Origin of the sequence: Pelagovum sp. HNIBRBA483, assembly GCF_040931995.1 — a bacterium.
In the GTDB taxonomy this organism is placed as follows: domain Bacteria; phylum Pseudomonadota; class Alphaproteobacteria; order Rhodobacterales; family Rhodobacteraceae; genus JAEPMR01.
In genome coordinates this window covers 2893960-2918859 of record NZ_CP162412.1, presented here as the reverse complement: position 1 = coordinate 2918859, position 24900 = coordinate 2893960, and the positions used below count along the sequence as shown (strand labels likewise).

24 protein-coding genes are annotated in these 24900 nt (G+C 59.4%); 17 read left to right on the top strand and 7 right to left on the bottom strand.

Translation table 11 applies throughout. From position 1 onward, the window contains the following. Nucleotides 1–14: 14 nt before the first annotated feature. The gene (lysA, locus tag AB1E42_RS14330; RefSeq protein ID WP_368344913.1) at nt 15–1280 is read left to right on the top strand and encodes a diaminopimelate decarboxylase; all 1266 of its coding nucleotides are present in this window, start codon (nt 15–17) and stop codon (nt 1278–1280) included. Then, complete coding sequence (locus tag AB1E42_RS14325) at nt 1271–3829, top strand: TIGR02302 family protein (RefSeq protein WP_368344912.1); 2559 nt, start codon at nt 1271–1273, stop codon at nt 3827–3829. Before lysA ends, AB1E42_RS14325 begins: the two co-directional genes overlap by 10 nt. On the opposite strand, the gene AB1E42_RS14320 is transcribed toward AB1E42_RS14325, so the two are convergent. After that, nucleotides 3826–4746 carry a zinc-ribbon domain-containing protein gene (locus tag AB1E42_RS14320; RefSeq protein ID WP_368344911.1) on the bottom strand — a complete coding sequence of 307 codons (921 nt, stop codon included), beginning with the start codon at nt 4744–4746 and terminating at the stop codon, nt 3826–3828. The two genes, AB1E42_RS14325 and AB1E42_RS14320, sit on opposite strands and share 4 nt — an antisense overlap. 166 nt (nt 4747–4912) lie before the next feature. Between AB1E42_RS14320 and AB1E42_RS14315 the strand changes: the two genes are divergently transcribed. From AB1E42_RS14315 to AB1E42_RS14300, 4 genes are read left to right on the top strand one after another with little or no spacing between them, the layout of a single operon-like run. Then, nucleotides 4913–5587, top strand: a complete 675-nt coding sequence (locus tag AB1E42_RS14315) for a cell division ATP-binding protein FtsE (RefSeq protein ID WP_368344910.1) — start codon at nt 4913–4915, stop codon at nt 5585–5587. 29 nt (nt 5588–5616) lie between these two features. Beyond that, the gene (locus tag AB1E42_RS14310; protein ID WP_368346441.1) at nt 5617–6495 is read left to right on the top strand and encodes a cell division protein FtsX; all 879 of its coding nucleotides are present in this window, start codon (nt 5617–5619) and stop codon (nt 6493–6495) included. Continuing rightward, on the top strand, nt 6492–7220 hold the full coding sequence (locus AB1E42_RS14305) for a lysophospholipid acyltransferase family protein (RefSeq protein ID WP_368344909.1): 729 nt from the start codon (nt 6492–6494) through the stop codon (nt 7218–7220). The genes AB1E42_RS14310 and AB1E42_RS14305 overlap by 4 nt, the downstream gene beginning before the upstream one ends. Further along, a complete protein-coding gene (locus AB1E42_RS14300) occupies nt 7210–8706 on the top strand; it encodes an ArnT family glycosyltransferase (protein ID WP_368344908.1) in 1497 nt (498 codons plus the stop codon). Before AB1E42_RS14305 ends, AB1E42_RS14300 begins: the two co-directional genes overlap by 11 nt. Here AB1E42_RS14300 and AB1E42_RS14295 read toward each other — a convergent pair whose 3' ends face one another. Together AB1E42_RS14295 and AB1E42_RS14290 are read right to left on the bottom strand one after the other, a co-directional pair. Further along, on the bottom strand, nt 8707–9669 hold the full coding sequence (locus AB1E42_RS14295) for an acetyl-CoA carboxylase carboxyltransferase subunit alpha (protein WP_368344907.1): 963 nt from the start codon (nt 9667–9669) through the stop codon (nt 8707–8709). Between the two features lie 67 nt (nt 9670–9736). Beyond that, a complete protein-coding gene (locus AB1E42_RS14290) occupies nt 9737–10693 on the bottom strand; it encodes an L-malyl-CoA/beta-methylmalyl-CoA lyase (RefSeq protein ID WP_368344906.1) in 957 nt (318 codons plus the stop codon). A gap of 267 nt (nt 10694–10960) precedes the next feature. Here AB1E42_RS14290 and dgcN point away from each other — a divergent pair, with 267 nt between their 5' ends. The 4 genes from dgcN to AB1E42_RS14270 all read left to right on the top strand — a co-directional run bounded on the left by dgcN (nt 10961) and on the right by AB1E42_RS14270 (nt 14911). Continuing rightward, the gene (gene dgcN / locus AB1E42_RS14285) at nt 10961–11962 is read left to right on the top strand and encodes an N-acetyltransferase DgcN (RefSeq protein WP_368344905.1); all 1002 of its coding nucleotides are present in this window, start codon (nt 10961–10963) and stop codon (nt 11960–11962) included. Between the two features lie 31 nt (nt 11963–11993). Continuing rightward, nucleotides 11994–12953: an N-acetyl-D-Glu racemase DgcA gene (gene dgcA, locus AB1E42_RS14280; RefSeq protein ID WP_368344904.1), complete on the top strand. Its 960-nt coding sequence runs from the start codon at nt 11994–11996 to the stop codon at nt 12951–12953. A 67-nt stretch (nt 12954–13020) separates the two neighbouring features. Next, on the top strand, nt 13021–13884 hold the full coding sequence (locus AB1E42_RS14275; RefSeq protein WP_368344903.1) for a D-amino-acid transaminase: 864 nt from the start codon (nt 13021–13023) through the stop codon (nt 13882–13884). A 55-nt stretch (nt 13885–13939) separates the two neighbouring features. Beyond that, complete coding sequence (locus AB1E42_RS14270) at nt 13940–14911, top strand: homocysteine S-methyltransferase family protein (protein ID WP_368344902.1); 972 nt, start codon at nt 13940–13942, stop codon at nt 14909–14911. Here the strand turns inward: AB1E42_RS14270 and AB1E42_RS14265 are convergent. Then, a complete protein-coding gene (locus tag AB1E42_RS14265) occupies nt 14908–15795 on the bottom strand; it encodes a LysR family transcriptional regulator (protein WP_368344901.1) in 888 nt (295 codons plus the stop codon). The two genes, AB1E42_RS14270 and AB1E42_RS14265, sit on opposite strands and share 4 nt — an antisense overlap. A gap of 86 nt (nt 15796–15881) precedes the next feature. On the opposite strand from AB1E42_RS14265, the gene AB1E42_RS14260 reads away from it, so the two are divergent. After that, nucleotides 15882–16106, top strand: a complete 225-nt coding sequence (locus tag AB1E42_RS14260) for a hypothetical protein (RefSeq protein WP_368344900.1) — start codon at nt 15882–15884, stop codon at nt 16104–16106. A 5-nt stretch (nt 16107–16111) separates the two neighbouring features. Here the strand turns inward: AB1E42_RS14260 and AB1E42_RS14255 are convergent, their stop codons facing one another. The 3 genes from AB1E42_RS14255 to AB1E42_RS14245 all read right to left on the bottom strand — a co-directional run bounded on the left by AB1E42_RS14255 (nt 16112) and on the right by AB1E42_RS14245 (nt 18095). Further along, complete coding sequence (locus AB1E42_RS14255; protein WP_368344899.1) at nt 16112–16906, bottom strand: class III extradiol ring-cleavage dioxygenase; 795 nt, start codon at nt 16904–16906, stop codon at nt 16112–16114. A gap of 101 nt (nt 16907–17007) precedes the next feature. Further along, nucleotides 17008–17325 carry a DUF1244 domain-containing protein gene (locus tag AB1E42_RS14250; RefSeq protein ID WP_368344898.1) on the bottom strand — a complete coding sequence of 106 codons (318 nt, stop codon included), beginning with the start codon at nt 17323–17325 and terminating at the stop codon, nt 17008–17010. A 26-nt stretch (nt 17326–17351) separates the two neighbouring features. Then, complete coding sequence (locus AB1E42_RS14245; RefSeq protein ID WP_368344897.1) at nt 17352–18095, bottom strand: N-formylglutamate amidohydrolase; 744 nt, start codon at nt 18093–18095, stop codon at nt 17352–17354. Nucleotides 18096–18230: 135 nt separating this feature from the next. Here AB1E42_RS14245 and pyk point away from each other — a divergent pair, with 135 nt between their 5' ends. The 6 genes from pyk to pheT all read left to right on the top strand — a co-directional run bounded on the left by pyk (nt 18231) and on the right by pheT (nt 24900). Then, a complete protein-coding gene (gene pyk / locus AB1E42_RS14240; protein ID WP_368344896.1) occupies nt 18231–19676 on the top strand; it encodes a pyruvate kinase in 1446 nt (481 codons plus the stop codon). 112 nt (nt 19677–19788) lie between these two features. Continuing rightward, nucleotides 19789–19989 carry a 50S ribosomal protein L35 gene (gene rpmI, locus AB1E42_RS14235; RefSeq protein ID WP_368344895.1) on the top strand — a complete coding sequence of 67 codons (201 nt, stop codon included), beginning with the start codon at nt 19789–19791 and terminating at the stop codon, nt 19987–19989. A 13-nt stretch (nt 19990–20002) separates the two neighbouring features. Beyond that, the gene (rplT, locus tag AB1E42_RS14230; protein ID WP_368344894.1) at nt 20003–20365 is read left to right on the top strand and encodes a 50S ribosomal protein L20; all 363 of its coding nucleotides are present in this window, start codon (nt 20003–20005) and stop codon (nt 20363–20365) included. A gap of 132 nt (nt 20366–20497) precedes the next feature. Beyond that, the gene (gene pheS, locus AB1E42_RS14225) at nt 20498–21568 is read left to right on the top strand and encodes a phenylalanine--tRNA ligase subunit alpha (protein WP_368344893.1); all 1071 of its coding nucleotides are present in this window, start codon (nt 20498–20500) and stop codon (nt 21566–21568) included. Between the two features lie 100 nt (nt 21569–21668). Next, nucleotides 21669–22457, top strand: a complete 789-nt coding sequence (locus AB1E42_RS14220; protein WP_368344892.1) for a gamma-glutamyl-gamma-aminobutyrate hydrolase family protein — start codon at nt 21669–21671, stop codon at nt 22455–22457. Between the two features lie 46 nt (nt 22458–22503). After that, nucleotides 22504–24900, top strand: coding sequence for a phenylalanine--tRNA ligase subunit beta (gene pheT / locus AB1E42_RS14215; protein WP_368344891.1), 2397 nt, complete (start codon nt 22504–22506; stop codon nt 24898–24900).

Here is a 24900-nt window from a genome sequence, read left to right as displayed (position 1 = left end):
GAGCGGAGAGCCTGATGGACCATTTTCTCTATCGAGACGGGGTGTTGCACGCCGAGGACGTGCCGGTTGCGGAAATCGCCGCGGCCGTGGGGACGCCGTTCTATGTTTACTCCTCTGCGACGTTACTGCGGCATTTCGGCCTGTTCGAAGAGGCGCTCGATGGGCTGGAGCATACGATTTGCTTTGCGATGAAGTCGCTGTCGAACCAAGCGATCTTGCGGCTCTTGGCGCAGCGCGGGGCGGGCATGGACGTTGTCTCCGAGGGTGAATACCGCCGCGCTAAGGCTGCGGGCGTGCCGGGAGAGAGGATTGTCTTTTCCGGCGTGGGTAAAACCCGCGCGGAAATGCGCACTGCGTTGGAAGGCGGCATCCGTCAGTTCAATGTGGAGAGCGAGCCGGAATTGCGCGCGCTGAGCGAAGTTGCCTCGGCTATGGGGGCGGTCGCGCCGATCACCATTAGGGTTAACCCTGATGTGGACGCGAAAACGCACGCGAAGATTGCCACGGGAAAATCGGAAAACAAGTTCGGCATCCCGATCGCCAAGGCGCGGGAGGTGTATGCCGAAGCTGCCGCCCTTCCGGGGATCGAAGTTGTCGGAATTGATGTACATATCGGCAGCCAGTTGACCCAGTTGGAACCTTTTGAGGCGGCCTATCGCAAGGTAGCCGATCTGACCGAGGCTTTGCGTTCCGACGGGCATGACATTCGCCGCCTCGATCTTGGGGGCGGGCTGGGTATCCCGTACACGCGCTCGAATGAGGCGCCGCCGCTGCCGCTCGACTATGGTGCGCTGATCAAGCGCACGGTCGGGCATCTTGGATGTGAGGTCGAGATCGAGCCTGGGCGGCTGATCTCGGGCAATGCGGGGCTGATGGTGTCGCGGGTAATTTACATCAAAGAGGGTGAGGGGCGGAATTTCCTGATCCTTGATGGTGCGATGAACGATTTGATCCGCCCTGCTATGTACGAAGCGCATCACGATATCGTGCCTGTAATTGAGCCGGAAACTGGCGTTGAGCAAGTGCCGTTCGATATCGTCGGGCCGGTCTGTGAAACGGGCGACACCTTTGCCAAGGGATGGCATATGCCACCGGTTAAGGAGGGTGATCTGGTCGCTTTCCGTTCGGCGGGCGCATATGGTGCGGTGATGGCGAGCGAATACAATTCGCGGCCCCTGATCCCAGAGGTTTTGGTGCAGGATGATCAATTCGCTGTCATCCGTCCGCGTCCTACCTTTGACGAAATGATTGCGCGCGATACCATTCCCGAGTGGCTGTAAGCCATTGCGTTACCCGCGCGCGGTGCGGGAAGGAACGGGAGAACGAGCTGAAAAACGATCTGCCAGAACTGGCGCATCTGCGACGCCCCTTGCGGCTGGCGCTGCTAGGGCTGTGGGCGAAGCGTATTGTGCGTGGTTTCTGGCCGGTTTGGAGTATCGGTTTTTTCAGTTGCGGGCTTTGGCTCTTCGGTGCGCTGGATCTGTTGCCCGAGCTTTGGCGCTTGGCAGTTCTGTGGGTTCTGGGCCTTGCTGCGGTCGCGGCGCTTGTGCGTGGCGTGATCGGCTGGCGGCGACCGTCATTAGCGGATGCCGTTGCCGCGCTCGACCAAAGCCATTCCGACCGGCCACTGGCTGCATTAGTAGATACGCCGGTACTGGCGGGCGGAGATGCGGGTACTGATGCATTATGGCAGGCGCATCGGCAGCGGATGTTGGTGCGGAGCCGGACGCTGCGCGCGGAGTGGCCTGATCTTTCGGTTGCGGCGGATGATCCTTTCGGCCTGCGCTATGCTGCTTTGCTGTTGTTCGTTGTGGCGCTTCTCTTTGCGCCACGCGATGCCAGAGCACCAATTGCAGGAGGCGCCGTTGCGGACATTCCCGATGCTGTATGGGAAGGGTGGATCGAGCCGCCTGCCTATACAGGGAGGCCGGCGCTCTACCTCGCTGATCAGCAGGGAGGCGAAATATCGGTGCCCATTGGCAGCCGCGTGACGGTGCGCTTCTATGGAGCGGAAGGTGCCTTGAACCTGCGGGAAACGGTATCTTCGGCGGGGGTGGACGCGCAGGAGATGACCTACCGGCTTGAGGTTGATCGTAGTGGCTTGGTGGAGATCGATGGCGCGGATAACGCACGCTGGCAAGTATCGGCGGTGCCTGATGTGATCCCTGAGATTGCCCTTGATGGACCGCTGGAAACCGATGCGTCTGGACGGATGCAGCAGCCTTTCAAGGCCGAAGACGATTATGGCGTAACCCAAGGTGCCGCGCGGTTTGTGCTGGATGTGGATCAGGTGACCCGCCAGCACGGCAAGGCGATTGCCCCCGAAGAGCGCGCGCCGATTGTGGTCGATCTGCCGATGCCCATTCGCGGTGGGCGAGAGCAGGTGAGCGAAGTGTTGCTCGAAGATTTTTCGAAACATCCATACGCCAATCTGCCGGTGAGTTTGGAGATGCAGATCGAGGATGCGTTGGCGCAGACCGGCGATACCGTGCCTGTTGCAATGATCCTACCGGGGCGGCGGTTTTTCGAGCCGGTGGCGCGGGCGGTGATCGAGCAGCGCAGCGACCTGTTGTGGAACCGCGCCAATGCGCCCCGCGTTGCGCAGATTTTGCGGGCGATCTCGCACCGGCCGGAGGAAAGTTTTGGCAACGAGACGGCCTATTTGAGGTTGCGGGTTGCGATCCGGCATTTGGAGGCTTTGGAGCCAGTTGCCGCCGACGATGAGCAGGTAAGTGAGATTGCTGACATGCTCTGGGAAGTGGCGGTCGAGTTGGAAGAGGGCCGCTTGGCTGATGCGCGCGAGCGGCTGCGGCGCGCGCAAGAGCGGCTGGCGGAGGCGATGCGCAACGGCGCGAGCGAGGCCGAGATTGCTGAATTAATGGATGAGCTGCGCGATGCGATTGATGATTACACTCGAATGCTGGCCGAACAGCAGCCGCAAGAGCAAGGTGAAGATGGCCAGCAACAAGAGGGCGAAAGCCGCGAGCTGAGCGGTGATCAGCTGCAAGCGATGATGGACCGGATTCAGGAGCTGATGGAACAGGGGCGCATGGAAGAGGCGCAGCAGATGATGCAGGCCCTGAACGAACTGTTGGAGAACCTGCGCGTCACGCAGAGTGAAGGGGAAGGATCGCAAGGTCAGCAATCCATGCAGGATTTGGGTGAGACGTTGCGCGAGCAGCAGGAGTTGTCGGACGAAGCGTTCCAAGATTTGCAAGAGCGCTACAACGGGCAGGAACAGCAAGGCGGAGAGCAAGGACAGCCGCAGGGCGAGAACGGGACAGGTTCCGGCGGGGCCGAGGCGGGGCCGGATGGGCGTGAGGCAGGACGGTCGCTGGCCGACCGGCAGCAAGCCTTGCGCGAGGAGTTGGAGCGCCAGCGCGGTGGTCTGCCGCTGCTGGAAGGGGAGGCAGCAGAGCGTGCGGAGCGCTCGCTCGAGCGTGCCGAGGGCGCGATGGACGGTGCTGAAGAGGCGCTGCGTGAAGGGCGCTTGGCGGAGGCATTAGACAATCAGGCCGAGGCGATGGAGGCCTTGCGGGACGGGTTGCGGAACCTTGGGCAGGCGCTGGCGGACAACCGCGAAATGGACGGTCAGGGCGGCCAGCAGGGCGGCGCGACCGCGACTGAGGATCAAAACCGCAGTGACCCTCTCGGCCGTGATATCGGGCGATTGGGTCAGCAGGGAACCGATGAGCAAATGCTGGGCGATGGGATATCGGAAGATGAACGCGCCGCCGAGATTTTGCGTGAGCTGCGTGATCGCGCGGGTGACAGAAGCCGTTCCGAGGACGAGCAGGAATACCTGAAACGCTTGTTGGAGCAGTTCTAGGCGCCGGAGCCGTTCATCCGCGCGGCGGCTTCCTGCATCCAGACATCCAAGCCGATGCGCCAATCATTCACCATTTCGACATATGAGGTCAGCAGAGGCTCGGCGGCTGGAAAACTGGCTGAGAGCGCAGGCGCGTAGAGGTAGACCACCACCGCGACCATTGCCAGCACGAGGGACCAGCTAAACCCACGGCGGAAACCACGGCGCTGCCTGCTTTTGGCTTCGGCTATTTCCTGTAGGGTGGGAGCGTTGCGCTCTTCCGAGGCGACGAGGGTTGAGTTGATCTCTTCGATATCAGGAAGTCGTTCGCGGCGGGGGCGGTCATCTGCCATCGGGGGCTGGGCAAGCGGCGCGGGATCCGGTGCGTCCTCCTCGCCGGTGAGTCGCGCCATCCGGCGGCGGGACTCGGCGGCCTGATCGAGCGGTTCGGAGGCATCAAGGCCAAGATCCGGCTGGCTTTCGATACTGCTGCGGGCTTCGGCCTCGCGTTTGCGGGCTTCGCGCTCGGCTTCCTCCCGCAGAATTTCGGCAATGCCGGGATCAAGTTGGCGTCGCTCGGCCTTCGGCGTTGGTGCGGACGCTATCGGCTCGTCCTCGACTTCATCGTCGGCAAGGATGTCGCTGGATGGGCTCGGTGCAGGGACGGAATTCTGCTCGTCATCAGTGAGATGATCGAAAAGCCGCGTATTATCGGGGTCTTTGGCCCAAGGCGCTGGAGCCTCCTCGGCTGCTGCCGGCGTCTCTTCGTCGGGGCTGTAGGTTACGCTTTCGATCTCGGCTTCTGCTTCGGCAGAGGCACCGGGATTTTCAAACCAGGTATGGCCGCAATTGGAACATTGCACATCCCGACCAGTTGTCGGGATGACGTCGTCTGGAACCTCATACTGTGCCCCGCAATTCGGGCAGACGAGCCGCATCAATGTTCTCCTATGCGTTGAATTTCACTGTCCGATACACTTGCTTTTTTGTTCTTTTAGCAATTGTGGCGGCGCAGGCAAAGGATTTGAGTGCGCCTGCTTGAGATGTCATTGATTAACTGTGTGAATTTGGGCAGAAGTGCCAAGGTTAAAGAGAGGGTGCAGTGTGATTGAGCTGGAGCGGGTGGCCTATAGTTACGGGGGTGAAGAGCTGTTCGCCGATGTGACGCTTTCTTTGGCGCCGGGTTCATTCCATTTCCTGACAGGGCCATCCGGTGCTGGGAAAACAACCCTTCTGAAGCTATGTTATGGTGCGCTGATCGCGACATCAGGACAGGTGCGGCTGTTTGGCGAAAACACACGCAAGATGGACCGTGACCGTATTGCCATGAACCGGCGGCGGATCGGGGTGGTGCATCAGGACTGCCAGTTCCTTGACCATTTACCGATTTCTGAAAACGTTGCTCTGCCGCTGACTGTCGCTGGACGGGGTGACGAGGTTGATGCCTATCTCGACGAATTGCTCGCCTGGGTTGGCCTGAGCCGCCAGAAGGAGCAACTGCCGCCCGAACTGTCAGGTGGAGAACGGCAGCGCGCGGCGCTCGCGCGGGCGATCATCATGTCGCCCGAGGTGATTATCGCAGATGAGCCAACCGGAAATATTGACTGGGAGATGTCGCAACGGCTGCTTTCACTGCTGGTGGAGTTGAACAAGCTGGGCAAGACGGTGCTGATCGCTAGCCATGATCTGGCGCTGATCCGCGCGGCAAAGGCGCAGGTTTCGGCGCGGGTGCTGCGCCTGAAAGATCGTAAGATCCAGGCGGCGGAGGTGGACCTGTGAGCGCGGTGGAGCGGATCAGAGCCGTGGCGATGCTGTTCGGTGGAGATCGTCAGGCAGACCGTGCCGTTCCGCCAACGGGGTTTACCGCACGGTTGACGATTTTTACCGCCGGAGCGATGGCCTTTCTGGCTGTCTTCGTTCTGGCGCTTTCACTAACCGCCGGTCGGGTGGCGGATCGCTGGACCGAAGAATTGGCGCGGACCTCGACCTTGCGTATCTCGGCGCCGGAAGGGCAGGTGGATGCGCAGGTGCAGGCGGCTATCCGCGTGCTTGAGACAACGCCCGGCGTGGCCAGTGCGCGCGCCCTGACTGATGATGAACAGCGCGCGCTGCTGGCGCCGTGGTTCGGGCCTGATTTGCCAGTGGAGTCTCTGCCGATCCCGCAGTTGATCGAGATATTCGAGGAAGCGGGTGGCTATGACGCGACAGGCTTGCGCGCGCGATTGCAGGCCGAGGTTCCCGGGGCATTACTGGATGATCATGCCAGATGGCGTGCCCCTTTGGTGGCGGCAGCTGAGCGGCTGAAGCTGCTGGGCTATTCTGCTGTGATCCTGATTGCGGGTGCGACGGCGGCAATGATCACATTGGCGGCGCAGGCGGCGTTGGCCGCCAATGCACAGGTGATACAGGTGATGCGGCTGGTGGGTGCGCGGGACGTTTATATCGCTGGTGCCTTTGTCAGACGCTTCACGCTCAGAGCCTTGACCGGCGCTGCGATTGGGGTTCTCGTGAGTGGGGTGGCCGTCGGGCTTTTGCCTGAGTTGGAGGTTGCGGGGGGCATTCTGGAGGGGATCGGCTTTTCCGGCGCCGAGTGGCTTTGGGTCTTGGCGATCCCGATCCTTGCAGCTTTGGTGGCTTTTGTCGCGACCCGCGCGGCGGCCTTTAGGACGCTGAGGAGGCACGCATGACACACGGTTTGCAATGGGCGCGGTCGCTGGTTTTCATCATATTGATGTATGCCGCGATGGTGCCTTATGCGCTGTTCTATCTGCCTTGGGCGATCCTGAGCCGAGACGGAGCATTGGCAGCGGCGCATGGGTGGTGCCGGTTTGTGAAGTGGATGGCCGGTTGGCTCATTGGCTTGCACTTTGAAATCCGTGGAACGCCGCCAACTGACGAGGTTATCGTCGCGGCGAAGCATCAGTCTTTTCTCGATATCATCCTGATTTACTCCGCCGTTCCGCGCGGAAAATTCATCATGAAACGCGAGCTGATCTACACGCCGATCTTGGGGCAATATGCGCTGCGCGTGGGCAGCGTCCCTGTCCGGCGCGGAAAGCGGGCAGAGGCGGTAAAGAAGATGGTCGATGACGTGATTGCGGGGCGCGCGGAACCCGGGCAACTTGTCGTCTATCCGCAAGGAACACGGATCGCACCGGGGGTGAGAGCACCCTATAAGATGGGGACGTTCGCGCTTTACGAGGCGAGCGGACTGCCTGTGGTTCCGGTGGCGTGCAATGTGGGTGTGTTCTGGCCGAAGCGGGGGATTTATCGCAAGCCGGGAACGGCGATTGTCGAGTTTCTGCCGCGTATCGAACAAGGACTGAGCCAAGAGGCGTTCCTGCAAAGGCTGGAAAGCGAGATTGAAGAGCGGTCAGATGCACTGGCGCGGGAGGCGGGCTTTGCCGTCTAGGGGATGGCCCGCGATTGCTGCGGCTCTTTTTGCGCTTGCGGTGATTGGTGGGCAACTGATCGTGCCTGTGCTGAGCGATGAAGCCTACTTCGTTTCGTGGGGGCTGACGCCGGCGCTGGGTTACTACGACCACGGGCCGTTGACGGGGTGGTTGAGCGCCATCGCGATTGCCATTGAGCGCGCTATTGGCATCGAAGTGCATGGCGCGGTTCATCGCCTTTTCGCTTTGTTGATGGTTCTTACAACAGTTGGGATGGTTGCGGCACGGCTTCGGCGCGACGGTCTTGAGAGGCAGGATGTCTGGCGTTTGGGCCTTTCTTTCCTCATCGTTCCGGGCACGGTGGCGCTGGCGGTCATGTTCGTCAACGATGGGATTGTTCTGTTTCTATCGACGGTCTTTGTGTTGGCGGTCGAACGGATCTTGCGAGGTGCAGTCTGGCGCTGGGTTCTGCTCGGCGGAGCGGCGTTTGGTGGGGTGTTGCTCGTCAAGTATTCTGGCGCACTGATCTTCATTGCCGTGGCGCTTGCGGTGCTCCTCGGCGGTGGTTTGCGCCGTGATGTTGTGCTGCGGCTGGGTTCGTTGGCGCTGGTTGCGGCGGTGCCGTTTGCTGCGCAACTATGGTGGAATTGGGAAAACTGCGCCGTCAATTTCGCGTTCAATTTTTCTTTTCGTGAGGAGAGCGGTCAGGGGGTCATCGGCTCCTTCCTCGTGGCGGCGTTCCTTGTAACGGGTGGCGCATGGATCGCGGTTTTCGCGCAGGTGATACGATCGCGCCGGAAGCCGGATTTCTTTGCCATGACATTCTGCATTTTCATGGCGCTGGTGCTGCTGCTTGCGGTGGCACTTGGGTCGCTCGGGGCCAATTGGGTGGTTGTCGCCGGACCGCTTGCCATACTGGCATTGGCTGAGGGGGCGAACAACGGGCGGCGGGTTTTGGCGGTGAACACGCTCCTGAGCGCGGTGACTGTGTTTCCGCTTTTGCTGGCGTTGTTTGCGCTGAAGGCGGGATGGCTGCCGCTCGAACGGGTATTTCCGGCAAGCGAGATGCAGTTACAGCGAGCGCAGCTCCTGATTGATGCAGGAGGATTGGATGTGAGCGAGGGGCAGGCTGTCGCCACAACCAACTACGGTCTGACGTCGATGTTGCGCAATTCAGGGCAGGGGGACGTTGTGACATTCTCCCGTGACGTTTACGGCCGAAACGATGACCTGTTCGTGGAATTTGACGCTTTTGCCGGCAGGGATTTCCTCATCATCCCGACGGGTGCGATTGGGTTGGATGAGATTGCGCCGATGTTCGCCGCAGTCGCATTGCGTGAGGTGCAGACGCGATGGGGCGCCCTGACGGTGTATGAAGGAAAAGGCTTCAAGCCGGAGGCCTATTACCGCGATTGGCTCGCGCCGTTCGTGGCGGAAACCTACGCAAAATCACCATTTCCTTATGGTGGCTGCTATCTGGACCGCGCGTTGTTCCCGCGCGGGTGATTAGGCAGCGAGTCCCTTTGCGCCGAGGCCAAGATACTTCTGGCGGCGGTCTTTGCGCAGGTCATCACCGGAGAGCTTGTTCAACTCGATCAGCATCTTCTTCACCGCAGTGCCGACCGATTTGATCGCCTCATCCTTGTTGCGATGTGCGCCGCCAAGGGGCTCTTTGATAATCAGGTCGCAAACGCCCAGTTCCTTGAGGTTCTGAGCAGTCAGGCGCAGAGCCTCTGCTGCTTCGCGCATCTTTTCGGCGTCTTTCCAAAGGATCGACGCGCAGCCTTCGGGCGAGATAACGGAATAGATCGAGTGTTCGAGCATAGCTACGCGGTTGGCGGTGGCGAAGGCCACAGCGCCGCCGGAGCCGCCTTCGCCGATGATCACTGAAACCAGCGGCACGCGAACTTGCAGGCATTTTTCTGTGGAGCGAGCGATGGCCTCGGATTGGCCGCGCTCTTCGGCGCCCTTGCCCGGATATGCGCCGGGGGTATCAACAAGGGTCACGATTGGCAGGCCGAACTTGTCGGCCATTTCCATCAGGCGAATAGCCTTGCGGTAGCCTTCTGGACGGGCCATGCCGAAATTGCGCTCGATCCGGCTCTTTGTGTCGTTGCCCTTTTCATGGCCGATCACCATGACAGGCATGCCGTCGAGACGGGCGAGGCCGCCCATGACCGAATGGTCATCCGCAAAGTTCCGATCACCTGCGAGCGGGGTGTATTCGGTGAAAAGTGCGTCGATGTAATCTTTGGTGTGCGGCCGGTCAGGGTGGCGCGCCACCTGGCATTTCCGCCAAGGCGTGAGATCGGCGTAGAGGGTCTTGAGGAGGTCAGCAGCCTTCTTATCCAGCGCGGCGGCTTCTTTCTCGACGTCCATTTCCTCGTTCGTGCGCGCCAAGGCCCGCAGTTCTTCGGCTTTGCCTTCAATCTCGGCAAGCGACTTTTCGAATTCGAGGTAATTGGTCATGCGTGCCTCCGGACCCGTTTCTGCCGATATAAGGCGGGACCGGAGGGTATTGCAACTCGGGAAGCGTTTATCCGGTAATCATCTCTGCCTGACGGACGATGACTTCGGCCTGTTTGATCGATGCGATATCAACGAGGCGGCCCTTGTAAACCGTGGCGCCTTCGCCTCGGGCCTTGGCATCCTCCATCGCTTGCAAAATCTCGCGGGCTTCGGTGACGGCCTCTTCAGATGGGGTGAAAACCTCGTTCGACAGCGTGACCTGCTTGGGGTGGATGGCCCACTTTCCCACCATGCCCAAAGTGGCGGAGCGGCGGGCTTGAGCGCGGAAGCCTTCGTCATCGGAGAAATCGCCGAAGGGCCCATCAACGGGCAAGACGCCATGCGTGCGGCAGGCGGCGACGATGGCAGCTTGCGCCCAATGCCAAGGGTCGGAATAGTGACGGTTTTCGCCGTGCTGCATGTAGTAATTTTCCTGCGTGCCGCCGATGCCGGTTGTCTGCATCCCCATAGAGGCGGCGAAATCGGCAGCGCCGAGGCTCATCGCTTGCAGGCGCGGTGAGGCGGCGGCGATTTCTTCGACATGGGCGATTCCGGCGGCGGACTCGATGATCACTTCGAAGGCGATGGGTTTTGTGCGGCCTTTGGCGCGTTCGACAGCCGTGACAAGCGCATCGACCGCGTAGAGATCGGCAGCGCAGCCAACCTTGGGGATCATGATCTGATCGAGGCGGTCGCTCGCGTTCTCCAGCAGATCGACAACATCGCGATACCAATACGGGGTATCAAGCCCGTTGATGCGAACGGAAAGGGTCTTCGTGCCCCAATCGATGCTGCCGATAGCGTCGATCACGTTTTGACGCGCCTGATCCTTGTCGCTCGGGGCGACCGAATCCTCGAGGTCCAGATTGATCACATCTGCGGCGCTGGCGGCCATTTTCTCGAAGATCGCAGGGCGCGAGCCGGGGCCGAACAGCTGGCAACGGTTTGGGCGAGCAGGCGGCGTAGGCTGGATACGGAAGGACATGGGTGCTCCGGCAATGAAGTTTCAATCTTGGTCCCAGTTTGGGTAGATTATTGCGCCGCAGCATTCAAGGATCATTTCGCAGGTGCAGAAATTTATCGCGCTGCAAGGCGAAAAGATTCGCGGTGCGGAGATTTTGCGACAGAAAATTGTGCAAAAGGGTTCATCAATCGAATGATTGCCCGAAAAATTTTGATTTTTTGCTGATTTAGGGATGCCATCCCGCAGGTTCGCTGCGATTTATCGGATTGTACGGACATGGAGGCCACAATGATCAAGACGCCCTACTTGCTGTTTCTCGGTGATGCGCCGGACGACCTCGCGGCGAAGGTTGCGCAAGGTATCAAAGACTGGCGACCGGAATATGCGGTCGGTCAGTTCCGTATGGCGGGTTGTGGCGCAGATGTCGGTGTGCCGGACATGACGTTGCAGGAAGCGCGTGATGCCGGTGCGCAGACGCTGGTGGTTGGCGTGGCCAATCGCGGCGGGGTGATTAGCGCCGCTTGGAAAGAAGTCTTGATTGAAGCGTTGCGCATGGGCTTTGACCTTGCCAGCGGTCTGCACAACCTTCTGGGCGACGAGCCAGAGCTGGTGGCGGTGGCCGAAGCCGAGGGGCGCCAGATGTTCGACGTCCGCATCCCGACGATCCAGTACCCGATTGCTAATGGCAAGAAGCGTACAGGCAAGCGGGTGTTGGCGGTTGGCACTGATTGCTCGGTTGGAAAGATGTATACCGCTCTGGCCATTGATGCCGAGATGCGGGCGCGTGGGATGAAATCCTCTTTCCGTGCCACGGGGCAGACAGGCATTCTGATCACAGGTGAGGGTGTGCCGCTCGATGCGGTTGTAGCCGATTTCATGGCCGGAGCCGTTGAATGGCTGACGCCCGACAATGACGCGGATCATTGGGACATCATCGAAGGACAGGGGAGCCTGTTCCATGTGTCGTACTCGGGTGTGACGATGGCGCTCATTCATGGCGGGCAACCGGATGCGCTCATCCTCAGCCACGAACCATCGCGCAAGCACATGCGGGGTTTGCCGGATTATCAGCTGCCATCGCTTGAGGCGCTGCGGGATATGGCTCTGCCGTTGGCGCGAATCGCGAACCCCGATTGCAAGGTCGTGGGCATTTCGGTCAATACCAAGGCGATGAGCGACGACGAAGCTACGGCCTATCTGGCCGAGGTTGAGGCGCGTATGGGCCTGCCTGCCGTTGATCCGTTCCGCCATGGTGCGGGGCGTTTGGTGGATGCGCTTGCCGCACTGTAAGCTGGGAACCTGAAGATCGGAGGATAGACCTGTGCGGATCAGTGTGCGTGCCGAGACTTTTCGTTTGGCGGAAGTATTTACGATCTCGCGTGGGTCACGGACGGCGGCTGAAGTGCTGACCGTGACTGTGAATGATGGCAAGGTAACGGGGCGTGGCGAATGTGTGCCTTACGCCCGCTACGATGAAACGCTTGAAAGCGTGATCGTGCAGATCGAAGGCTTTGACGGAGCGTGGGCAGATTTGCAGGATGCGCTTCCCGCTGGGGCTGCCCGCAATGCGCTGGATTGTGCCTTCTGGGACCATGCGGCAAAGCGTGAAGGCAAGCGGGTTTGGGAGCTGGCTGGTTTACCCGCCCCAGCGCCGGAGCAGACGGCCTTTACGCTGTCGCTTGACACGCCAGAGGCGATGGAAGCCAAGGCGCGGCAGCATGCGCATCGTCCGCTGTTGAAGATCAAACTGGGCACCGCAGATGATATGGCGCGGCTCGAAGCTGTGCGGCGCGGCGCCCCGCAGGCGCGGATCATCGTGGATGCAAATGAGGGCTGGACCGCTGACATTTATGCCGATCTGGCGCCGCATCTTGTTCGGCTCGGGGTGGCATTGGTGGAGCAGCCTTTACCTGCGGGCGCGGATGATATGCTGGCCGAGATTGCGCGGCCGCTGCCGGTGTGCGCCGACGAAAGCTGCCATGATCGCGCCAGCCTACCAGCGCTGAAAGGCAAATATGACGTGGTCAACATCAAGCTCGACAAGACAGGTGGCCTTACCGAAGCACTTGCATTGAAAACTGACGCACAGGCCGCTGGCTTTGGCATCATGGTGGGCTGTATGGTCGGCAGTTCGCTGGCAATGGCCCCTGCGACACTGGTGGCGCAAGGCGTCATGTTCACCGATCTGGATGGGCCGCTGTTGCTGGCGGAGGACCGTGATCCGGCGCTGGTTTTCGACGCGAAGGGTGTGCATCCGCCTGTTGCCGCTCTCTGGGGCTGATACGCCAGTGGCTTGACCTTCGCGCCGCCGCGCGGCAATGCAGAGAAAACCTGAAAGGATCGATGCAATGTCCCGCACAGTTTACGTCAATGGCGCTTACCTCCCTGAAGAAGAGGCTACGGTTTCAATCTTTGACCGTTCGTTCCTGATGGCTGACGGTGTGTATGAGGTGACTTCGGTTCTGGGTGGAAAGCTGATCGATTTTGACGGGCATTTGGCGCGTCTTGAGCGGTCGCTGAACGAACTGGACATCCCCAAGCCCGAGGCATTCGATTCGCTGTTGGAAATCCATCGGGAGCTGGTGGTGCGCAATGACATCACAGACGGGATGATCTATCTGCAAGTCAGCCGTGGATCGGCCGGTGATCGTGATTTCGTATTCCCTGATCCCGAGGTGGTGAAGCCGACATTGGTGCTGTTCACCCAGTCCAAACCCGGATTGGCAGAAAGCCCCGTTGCGCAGAAAGGCATCAAGGTCATCTCTATCGAGGATGTCCGCTGGGGTCGGCGGGACATTAAGACAGTGCAGCTGTTGTACCCGTCGATGGGTAAGATGATGGCGAAGAAAGCCGGTGCCGACGATGCGTGGATGATCGAAGATGGCTTCGTCACTGAAGGCACCTCGAACAACGCTTATATCGTGCAGGGTAACAAGATCATCACCCGCGCCCTTTCGAACGACATTCTACACGGAATCACCCGTGCGGCGGTGCTGCGCTTTGCGCGTGAGGCGCAGATGGAGGTGGAGGAGCGCTCGTTCACCATCGACGAGGCAAAGGCGGCTGATGAGGCTTTCATTACCTCTGCATCGACCTTTGTGATGCCGGTGGTTGAAATCGACGGCGTGACGCTGGGCGATGGGACGCCCGGCTCGGTGGCTCCGCGCCTGCGGGAGATCTATCTAGAGGAAAGCCGTAAGGCTGCCATCTGATTTTGGTTATTTGACGGTGCAGTGATAGGCTGGCGGGTGTCCAAAGGAGACTGCCATGCCAGACCCAACGCGTCGTTTGCCCAACGATTCTGACCCGCTTTTCCTGACGGAAGCGGGGATCGAGACCACTTTGATGTACAAGAAAGGGTGGGAGCTTCGGCATTTCTGCCTGTTCGAGCTGCTAAAGGATGACAGGTTTGTCGATGACCTGATCGCCTATCACCGCGGCCTGATCGAAGTCGCGCAGGAATTTGGGGTGGGCCATCTTCTGGATGGGGTTCATTATCGCTCTAGCCCCGATTGGGGAACACTGCTCGGCATGTTTCCGGCCGAGTTGGAGGATCTGACGTTGAAGGGGCTGGATATTTACGCTGAACTGTCGCGCGAATATGCGAGCGAGGCTGCCCCGATCCCCGTTGGCTGTTGCATTGGCCCGCGTGGCGATGCCTATGATGCGGGTCTTTCCATGTCAGCGGATGAGGCGGAAGAATACCACTCCATACAGATTGCGACTGCGAAGAACGGCGGGGCGGATTTTGTTTCGGCACTGACGTTCAACCATGTGGACGAAGCCATCGGCGTGGTGCGTGCGGCGAAAGCGGCAGGCGTGCCGATAATCATGTCCTTTTCGCTGAATTCGGATGCGGTGCTCAAAACCGGACCGACGCTGGGCGATGCGATCAGCGCTGTCGAAGAAGCGACGGGTGCAGCACCTGCGTTCTACATGATCAATTGCAATCATCCTGTCGATTTCGAGCCAGCCCTTGAGGTGACTGGCCCGTGGATGAAGCGACTCAGAGGGATCAGGCCCAATGCGTCCTCATTGGATCATGGCATTTTGTGCAAGCTCGGGCATCTGGAGGAGGGCGATCCGGTTGAGCTTGGCCAGCAGATGGGTGACGTCGTGCGGCGGTTTCCACATATCAATGTGACTGGAGGGTGCTGCGGAACGGACGCTCCGCATTTGCAGGAGGTGGCGCGGCAGGTTTTGGCGGTGAAGAGGAGCGCCGCCGATACCGGCCACTAGCGAAAGAGCGCGGTGTAGCGTGGCGCAAAAAATTTGATGAAGGCTTTGACCTCCGGCCGGCGGTAGGCTGCGGGCGAGGTGAGGATCAGGTGTTCGGCGTTAAGCTCTTCTATTGGCTCCGAACACTGAACAACGCTGGGGTCATTTTCCATCAGTCGGATATTTGTGATCGCTATGCCGCGACCGGCCCGCAGGGCTGCATGAGCCAGTTCAAGTTCGCTGAAGGTGGCCGTGATCTGTTCTGGACCAACGCGTTCGATCAGCCAATTGTGGAAGGCTGGCGGCGAGTCATCGCGTTTGAAAGACAAGAACTTGTGACCCTTGAGATTGTCCAAAGCTTTTGGTCGTCCGTATTTCGCAATGTATGAGGGCGCGGCGAACATGGCGAATTTTGCCGTGCTGACATGGCGCTGGATCAAATTGGGTTCCGGCGTGCTGCGCGTTAGCCGGATTGCCACATCGGCCTCCCCTGCCAACAGGTCGTAGGGGCGGGTGGAGGGAAGAAATTCGAGGGTGATTTCGGGGTGGAGGGTGTGGAACCCATCGAGGATTTCCAGCACGCGGCCAGAGAGGTTTTGCGAGAAAGCGGTCAGGCGGATAGGTCGTGTTTGCCGCAGGTCTGTTATTTGCAATGACAGGGCTGTGGCTGCGGCCTCTAAACTCTCGGCCAGCGGAAGCAGGGTGCGTGCGGCGTCTGTGGGATGAAAGCCGCGCGTGTCGCGCTCGAAGAGAGTCAGGCCAATGCTGTGTTCGAACCGGTCGATCCGCCGTGCGACAGTGGGTTGTGCAATGTCTAGCGCCCGCGCTGCGGCCAACGTTGAGCCGTGTCGCAGGACCGCGAGAAAAACCCGAATATCGGCCCAGTCGAATACATCGCTATTCATTTTTGAATAACAGCACAAATTTGCGGCGGATACCACTGTTTTGAGTCGGTGCCTAACCTGATGACATCAGCAGAGAGGACCGAACGATGACCAGCCCGACCAACACACTTCATCCGATTTTTGCTTTGCCATCTTGGAACAAACTGATCTTTGGATTGCTCCCGAAAGGGCGGCGGCCGCGCGTTTCTTTGGAGGAAGAAACCCGGGCGCGCCGCGCTTTTGTAAACGAGATGCTTGACCGCAATCCCGAAGCGTTTTCATCAGCCGAGGATGTGCAGGCCATGATGAGCTGCTTTCCCGACCGATTTTGAACCAGTTAATTGAACCGCCAGCTAGATGCCGTCACGCCGCCAAAGATGCCTTCTTGATAGTAGGTCTTTGTGGCGGCCCCATCCTCGCCGGCGCCGAGCGCCACGAACAGCGGCACGAGATGGTCCTCTTGTTTATGACAGGTGCGCGCGTGGGGGGCAGATTCCCAATCAATCAGGCTTTTGGTGCGGGCCTGCGGCGGGGTGTCGAGTGTTTGGGTCAGCCAAGTGTCGAACGCATGCGACGGTTCCTTCGCGCTGGGACCAAAGAGGCGCAGGTTGTGGTAGCTCAAGCCCGAGCCGATGATCACGACGCCCTCGTCACGCAGTGGGGACAATGCGCGGCCAAGCGCAAAGTGCTCGGCCGGATCGTAATGAGCGCGCATCGACACCTGAAAAAGTGGCACGTCGGCATCTGGATACATCAGATAGGCTGGCACGAAGGTGCCGTGATCAAAGCCTTGGCGGTCATCGAGTGATGTTGGCAGACCAGCATCAGCGATCAGTTGCGCGGTCTTTTCGGCCAGATCGGGCGCGCCGTCGGCCGGGTAAACGATATCATAGGTTTCGGGTGGGAATCCTGAGTAATCATAGACCATAGGCGGCTTTGGTGCGTGCATGACGGCGTAGTCGGCGCCCTCCCAATGGCCGGACACCATCAGGATCGCTTTGGGCCTTTCCGGCAGTTCAGATGGGATCGCTGAGAGGCTTTGCTCGAGTGGCGCAAGCTCGGACCGCATGGAGGGGATCCATGGCCACGGCCCACCGCCATGCGAGATGAAGTAGGTTGGCATTCGTGTCATGGATCAATCCTCTTGCTGAATTGATCCCAAGATACTGCATATTGAAATGCACATATACTTTTGATTTCGAACAGAGTTGGTGCGTCACGGCGCAGATATACTCAGCCGTTTTCCTTCAGCACGCTATCTTTGAAAGCTACTTTAAACGCGGCCTGCTTCTCTGACGACGCATCCGTCTGATATTTGGCTTTCCATTCCGACATCGGCATGCCGTAGAAAATCTCGCGCCCTTCTTCCTTACTCATTTCGATGCCGCGTTCATTGGCGGCTTCCTGATACCAGCGGGACAGGCAGTTGCGGCAGAAACCGGCGAGGTTCATCAGGTCGATATTCTGCACGTCGGTGCGATCTTCCATCAAATGCTGACGCAGGCGGCGGAAAGCGGCGGCTTCGAGTTCGATGCGGGTCTGGTCGTCCATCGGTTGGGATCCTTTTCGTTGAGGGGTCAGAGGCCGCTGTCGGCGAGCGCGGCTTCCAACAAAGGCGCTAGGCGGGTGGCCCATGCCTTTTGGCCGGTTTCATCTGATATGAGATCGTTGCGCAGTTCGATCAAGACGTTCGGGCGCCCGTGCTGCAAGGAGTGACGGTCAACCGCGTCGCCGGGCAGATGGCCGCTATATGGCTCGTTGTCACCAACGCAAAGGTCCGCCTCGGCATTCAGCCGCGCGAGCGTCGTACGGGCCAACCGCTCGTCGCGGTGGGAATAGAGTACGCCCACCTGCCAAGGGCGGGGCGGGCGGCCGCGCAGCTGCGGCGTGAAGCTGTGGATTGAAAGGATCACTGTATCGCTGCGCCGCGCGGCAATTTCACCGAGGGCGTTATGGTAGGGCGTGTAGAGCCGATCCATGCGTCGTTGTAACTCTTCCGCTCCGGCGTGACGGTTGGCGGGGATGATCGAGCCGTCATAGAGCTTCATCAGGAGGGTCGGGTCGTCAGCGCCGCGATTGGGGTCGATCACCAGACGGGAGAAATCGGAGAGGATCGCGGGGCTGTCTAGGGCATCTGCCAAAGCTTTGGCTAGGCCTGCCGCACCGACATCATAGGCGATATGGCGCCGCATATCCTCGGGCGGGAGGCCTAGATCGCCACCATTGATCCAATCGGGCACAAAGTTGCTCGCGTGGTCGCATGTGACGAGCCAACGGCCGTTGCGCTCTGCGCCAAAAACATGGAAGGGCGGGTGTGCCATAAATGCGGTCCGATGCCTGTCACCAATCCTTGATGTATTTAGGGCAGTTGTGACTGGAATGGAAATGCGTATAAGGGCAGCAAACGGGCGTTACCGCTAACGCCGCCTGAAAATATTGAGAAAGAGGAACGTCGCATGAGACGGCATCGCAATGTGAAAATCGTGGCCACGCTTGGTCCGGCATCGTCAGATTACGAGATGATCAGGGCGCTGGTTGAGGCGGGCGCGGATGTTTTCCGGCTTAATATGAGCCACGGCGAGCATTCTGAAATTGCCGAACGGCATGCGATTATTCGCAAAGTTGAGAAGGACGTCGGATCTCCGATTGCTATTCTGGCAGACCTTCAAGGGCCGAAGCTGCGCGTTGGCGCGTTTGCTAATGGTGAAGAAGAGCTGGAAATCGGCGCATCCTTCCGCCTCGATCTGAGCGATGAACCGGGTGATGCGCGGCGTGTTCAGCTTCCGCATAAAGAGATTTTTGATGCGTTGGAGCCGGGCGCGACACTTCTGGTGAACGACGGCAAGATCCGCCTGAAGGTTAAGGATTGCGGGCGCGATTTTGCTGATTGTGAAGTCGTGGTCGGTGGCACCATCTCGAACCGGAAGGGCGTAAACGTGCCGGATGTGGTGCTTCCCCTTGCTGCTCTGTCGGAGAAGGATCGCAAAGACCTCGAGTTTGTTTGTGATCTTGGCGTTGATTGGTTGGCGCTTTCATTCGTGCAGCGCCCTGCTGACGTGGACGAGGCCCGCAAACTGGCCAAAGGCCGCGCAGCGGTGCTTTCGAAAATCGAGAAACCGGCGGCGGTGAAGGCATTTGACGATATTCTGGCAGTATCCGACGGAATTATGGTTGCGCGTGGTGATCTGGGTGTCGAACTGCCGGTGCAGAACGTGCCGCCGATCCAGAAGCAGCTTGTGCGCAAGTGCCGCGCGGCGGCCAAGCCAGTGATCGTCGCGACGCAGATGCTAGAGTCAATGATCGAAAGCCCGATGCCGACCCGCGCCGAAGTCTCTGACGTGGCGACGGCGATCTATGAAGGTGCAGATGCGATCATGTTGTCTGCCGAGTCTGCTGCGGGGCAGTACCCTGTCGAGGCTGTGACGACGATGAACAACGTTGCTTGCGAAGTGGAGGCAGATCCGACCTATCGTGACATTATCGAATCGAGCCGTCGCGCGGAGCGCAACAGCGTGGCTGATGGTATTGTTGCTGCTGCGCGTGAAATCGCGGAGACGACTCAGGTCAAAGCAATTTGTTGTTTCTCGCAATCGGGAACGACTGCGCTTCTTGTGTCGCGCGAGCGTCCGCGTGTGCCGATCATTGCTTTGACATCCGTTGAGGCGACTGCGCGCCGCTTGTGCCTGTCATGGGGGACAAACTGCGTGATTACGGGCAATGTGGACCGCTTTAAATCCGCAGTTATTGCCGCTGTTCATGCTGCGAAAGATGAGGGGCTGGCGACCGAAAGCGATATGATCGTGGTGACAGCGGGTGTGCCATTCAACACGCCGGGTTCGACGAATATCGTGCGGGTGGCGCCTTGTTCGGAAAAGCTGCTCTACGCATCGCAGGCAGACTAAAGCCCCTTGCCATTTCGCGGGCCGCCGCTTATACGGCCCGCTCTAACCGCGCGTCCGGCCAATGTGGCATGCCGAGTCGCGCATAACGACCGTTCGACAATAGGAGACGGAAATGCCCAAGATGAAGACCAAGTCGAGCTGCAAAAAGCGGTTCAAGGTGACGGCCTCTGGCCGCATCAAAGCAGGCCAGGCGGGTAAGCGCCACGGCATGATCAAGCGTACCACAAAGTTCATTCGTGATGCCCGTGGCACCACGACACTGAGCAAGGCTGATGAAGGTATCATCAAGCCGATGATGCCCTATTCGCGTTAAGGAGGCCTGATCAATGTCCCGTACCAAAGGTGGAACCGTCGCCCATCGCCGTCACAAGAAGGTTCTTGACGCGGCAAAAGGTTACTACAGCCGTCGCAGCCGGACCTTTAAGGTCGCTCGTCAGGCCGTGGATAAGGCCAATCAGTACGCAACCCGTGACCGCAAGGTGCGTAAGCGTAATTTCCGTTCGCTTTGGATCCAGCGTATCAACGCCGGTGTTCGCGCGATCGATGCTGAGTTGACATATTCCCGCTTCATCAACGGCCTTGCGAAGGCTGGGATCGAAGTGGACCGTAAAGTTCTGGCCGATCTGGCCGTGAACGAGCCGGAAGCATTTGGCACAATCGTTGCCAAGGCGAAGGCAGCGCTGGCCTAAGACGCCACGCACCGGAGAATAAGTGCCGCGGTCCATCACTGGGCCGCGGTTTTTCTTTGTGGGCGGGGCAGAGCCTTGCAAGCGTAGCTTCCCCGCGTTACTTGCGCTGAGACGAAGGAAACGAGGCGTGGCATGGACGACCTGAAAAGCAAATACCTTGGCCTGATCGGAAATGCAGCTGACGAAGCTGCGCTGGAAGATATCCGCCTGCAAGCCGTTGGGAAGAAGGGCGAGGTCGCGCTGAAGATGCGCGAGCTGGGGAAGATGACGCCGGAAGAACGGCAGGTCATGGGACCGGCCCTGAATGCGCTGAAAGACGAGATCAACAGCGCGTTGACCGCCAAGAAGGTCGCGCTGGAAGATGCCGCACTTGACGAGCGCCTGCGGGGCGAGTGGCTGGATGTGACGCTCCCTGCGCGGCACCGGCGGCAGGGAACGATCCACCCGATCAGCCAGGTGAGCGAAGAACTGTCGGCGATTTTTGCCGATATGGGCTTTGCCGTGGCCGAGGGGCCGCAGATCGACAGCGATTGGTACAGTTTCGACGCGCTTAATATCCCGGGCCATCACCCTGCCCGCGCCGAGATGGACACGTTCTATATGCACCGCGCCGAAGGCGACGACCGCCCGCCGCATGTGCTGCGCCCGCATACAAGCCCCGTGCAAATCCGCGCGATGGAAAAGATCGGCGCGCCCATTCGGGTGATCGCGCCGGGTCGCGTGTACCGCGCGGATTATGACCAGACCCATACGCCGATGTTCCACCAGGTCGAGGGCTTGGCGATCGACAAAGACATCTCGATGGCGAACTTGAAATGGGTGCTTGAGGAATTCCTGTCGGCCTTCTTTGGCAAGCGGGTGAAGACACGTTTCCGTGCCTCGCATTTCCCGTTCACCGAGCCTTCGGCGGAGGTGGATGTGCAGTGCCGCTGGGAGAATGGCTCGGTTACTGTTGGCGAAGGCGATGACTGGCTTGAGGTTCTGGGCTCTGGCATGGTGCACCCGAAGGTGTTGCAGAATGCAGGCATTGACCCGCAGGAATGGCAGGGATTTGCATTCGGTATCGGGATCGACCGGATCGCGATGCTGAAATACGGCATCCCCGATCTGCGTGCCTTCTTCGACGCTGACTTGCGCTGGCTGCGACACTACGGCTTTGCGAGCCTTGATCAGCCAAATCTCCATGGTGGATTGAACCGCTAACGGCTGTTCGGTCGCAGAACGGATGATCATATGCCGCAAATGATGCGGCGCTGACGCATTGTTCGACCTAATAACGGGCCATTCTGCTGGAGTGGCCCGTATGACATCGCTTTTGATTATTGAAGGTAATACGCCCGATCTCGTGGCGCAGGGCTATGCGTGGGCGGAGCCTTTTGTGCAGACCTTTGCCGCTATCGCGCCGGAAGTGTGGTGCGAACGGGTGAACCCGTACGATGGACCGCTTGCAGCAGAATTGTTTGCTGCGGCAGATGGCGTCGTTTTCACAGGCGCTGGCGTGGCTTGGGCGGCAGATGCACCAGAGGGCGCATCTGCCCGCGCGGCCTTTACGCAAGCGCTTGAAGCAGGGAAGCCGATCTGGGGTTCGTGCAACGGCATGCAGCTCGCGGCGGTGATGTTGGGCGGTTCGGTGCGGGCCTCTCCGAATGGACTTGAAACCGGATTTGCTCTGGGATTGATGCCCGCTGCACCGGAGCACCCGATGGCGCGAGGGCGGTGTGCAGGTGACGCGGCGCTTTGCACTCATCGGGATGAAGTGGAGGACCTGCCGGAAGGTGCGCAGCTGATCGTCAGCAACGCACATAGCCCCGTTCAGGGCTTTGTCTATGAGCGTCAGGGAGTGTGTTTTTGGGGAACGCAGTATCATCCAGAACTGACGCCGCACGATCTTGCGCGTTTGCTTAAGGTTGATGGAATTTTCGTCGGGTGCGAAGCTTTGATCAGCGATTTGGAAACCGGCTTGGAGGATGCGGAAGTGCTCGCGCGGTTGGGGGTGGAAACGTCTCATTTGCAGCATGAACGCCGCGCAGCCGAATTGATCGCATGGTTGGCGCTGGTGGAAGGGCGCACACCCTTTCCCACCGCCTCGTAATCCGATAAAGCCCCACGAGACAGTCTATTACCGCGGGGCGGAAGCGATGAAGTTCACACTTTCTTGGCTCAAGGAGCATCTTGAAACCGAGGCCTCTTTGGAGGAGATCCTCGATACTTTGACCGATCTTGGTCTTGAGGTAGAGGGAGTTGAAAATCCGGCACAGAAGCTGGCCAGTTTCACTATCGCGAAGGTCAAATCTGCCGAGCAGCACCCCGATGCAGACCGCCTGCGCGTTTGCACGGTAGAGACGGACGAAGGCGACAAGCAGATCGTTTGTGGCGCACCTAATGCGCGGGCGGGGATTACCGTCGTCCTTGCCAAACCAGGGGACTATGTGCCCGGGATTGATGTTACCCTTTCGGTCGGGAAAATTCGCGGCGTCGAGAGCCACGGGATGATGGCCTCTGAGCGCGAGCTTGAACTGTCGGACGAGCATACGGGGATCATTGAGCTGCCGTCAGGTGAGGTTGGTCAGAAATTCATTGATTGGCTTGCGGCGAACGATCCTACCAAGGTTGATCCGGTGATCGAAATCGCGATTACACCCAACCGGCAGGATGCACTAGGCGTCGAGGGGATTGCGCGTGATCTCGCTGCGCGTGGTTTGGGCAAGCGGAAGCCTGTTTCAATCGAGGCTGTTCCAGCAAGTTTTGAAAGTGATCTAAAAGTATCTATTGATGATGATTGCCTAGAAAAAGCACCCTTTTTCAGTGGCCGTTTGATCAAGGGCGTCAAGAATGGACCGTCGCCACAATGGCTTCAGGACCGGCTTAAGGCGATTGGGTTGCGGCCGATCTCGTTCCTAGTCGATGTGACCAACTTCTTCACCTATGACTGCAACCGCCCGCTTCACGTCTTTGATGCGGATAAGGTGAAGGGTGATCTGCGGGTGCATGCGGCGCAGGGTGGCGAGAGTTTCCTCGCGCTGGATGAAAAGACCTACACTTTGCAGGAAGGCATGATTGCCATTTCGGACAATAATGGCGTCGAGAGCCTCGCCGGTATTATGGGTGGTGAGCATTCCGGCTGCACAGATGAGACGGTGAATGTGTTTGTCGAGAGCGCCTACTGGGAGCCGGTGAATATTGCTCTTACAGGACGGGCGCTGAAGATTCATTCGGATGCACGTTATCGCTTCGAGCGGGGCGTTGACCCCGAGTTCACTCTTGAGGGATTGGAGCGTGCTGTCCGGATGATTGTTGATCATGCGGGTGGCGAGGCATCCGAAGTGGTGATGGCTGGCGCCGTTCCGGATCATTCCCGCGCCTATAAGCTGGACCCGAAGCGGGTTGTCAGCCTTGTCGGGATGGAAATCTCAGAAGCCGAGCAGCGGCAGACGCTCTCCGCACTTGGCTTCCGCATGGAAGGCAATATGGCGCACGTCCCGAGCTGGCGGCCTGACGTGCAAGGCGAGGCTGATTTGGTTGAGGAAGTTGCGCGCATTGCCTCGCTGACAAAGCTGGAAGGCAAGCCGCTGCCGCGCGTAACGGCGGGCGTTCCCAAGCCAATCCTGACGCCTGCGCAGGTTCGGGCGACGGCGGCGCGGCGGACGGCTGCGGCGCTGGGTTATAATGAATGCGTGACCTACAGCTTTATCGACCGTGAAGCGGCCGCGCTGTTTGGCGGTGGCGATGACGCGACCAAGCTGGAAAATCCGATTGCCAGCGACAAGAGCCATATGCGCCCTGATCTGCTGCCTGGTCTATTACGCGCGGCGGCGCGAAATCAGGCGCGGGGCTTCATGGATTTGGCACTGTTCGAATGCGGCCACGCATTCCACGGTGGCGAGCCGGGAGAGGAGCAGTTGCAAATCTCGGGCCTACTGGTGGGGCGGACTGCATCGAAGGATGTACACGGCGCATCGCGCACCGTCGACGTGTTCGATGCGAAGGCCGATGCCGAGGCCGTGCTCGCGGCCATCGGTGCGCCTACCAAGGTTCAAATCATGCGTAACGGCGCTGAGTGGTGGCACCCCGGGCGGCACGGGCAAATCTGCCTTGGCCCGAAGAAGGTTCTGGGCGTGTTCGGCGAACTGCATCCGAAAGTGTTGAAGGCGTTGGACATTAAAGGCGCGGCAGTAGCCTTCACCATTTGGCCGGAAGACGTCCCGATGCCGAAGAATAAATCGGCTGCGCGGCCTGCATTGGGCGCCTCCGATCTGCAAGCTATTGAGCGCGACTTTGCGTTTGTCGTCGATGCCGGTGTTGAGGCGCTGACGCTGGTGAATGCTGCTGCAGGTGCGGATAAAGCGCTGATCGAAGATGTGCGCGTCTTTGATGAATTTATCGGTGGGAGCCTTGGCGAAGGAAAGAAATCGCTCGCCATCACCGTGCGCTTACAGCCGCGTGACGCGACGCTGAAAGAGGCCGATATCGAAGCAGTCAGTGCGAAGATCATCGCGAAAGTTGCAAAGGCAACGGGCGGCTCATTACGCGCATAG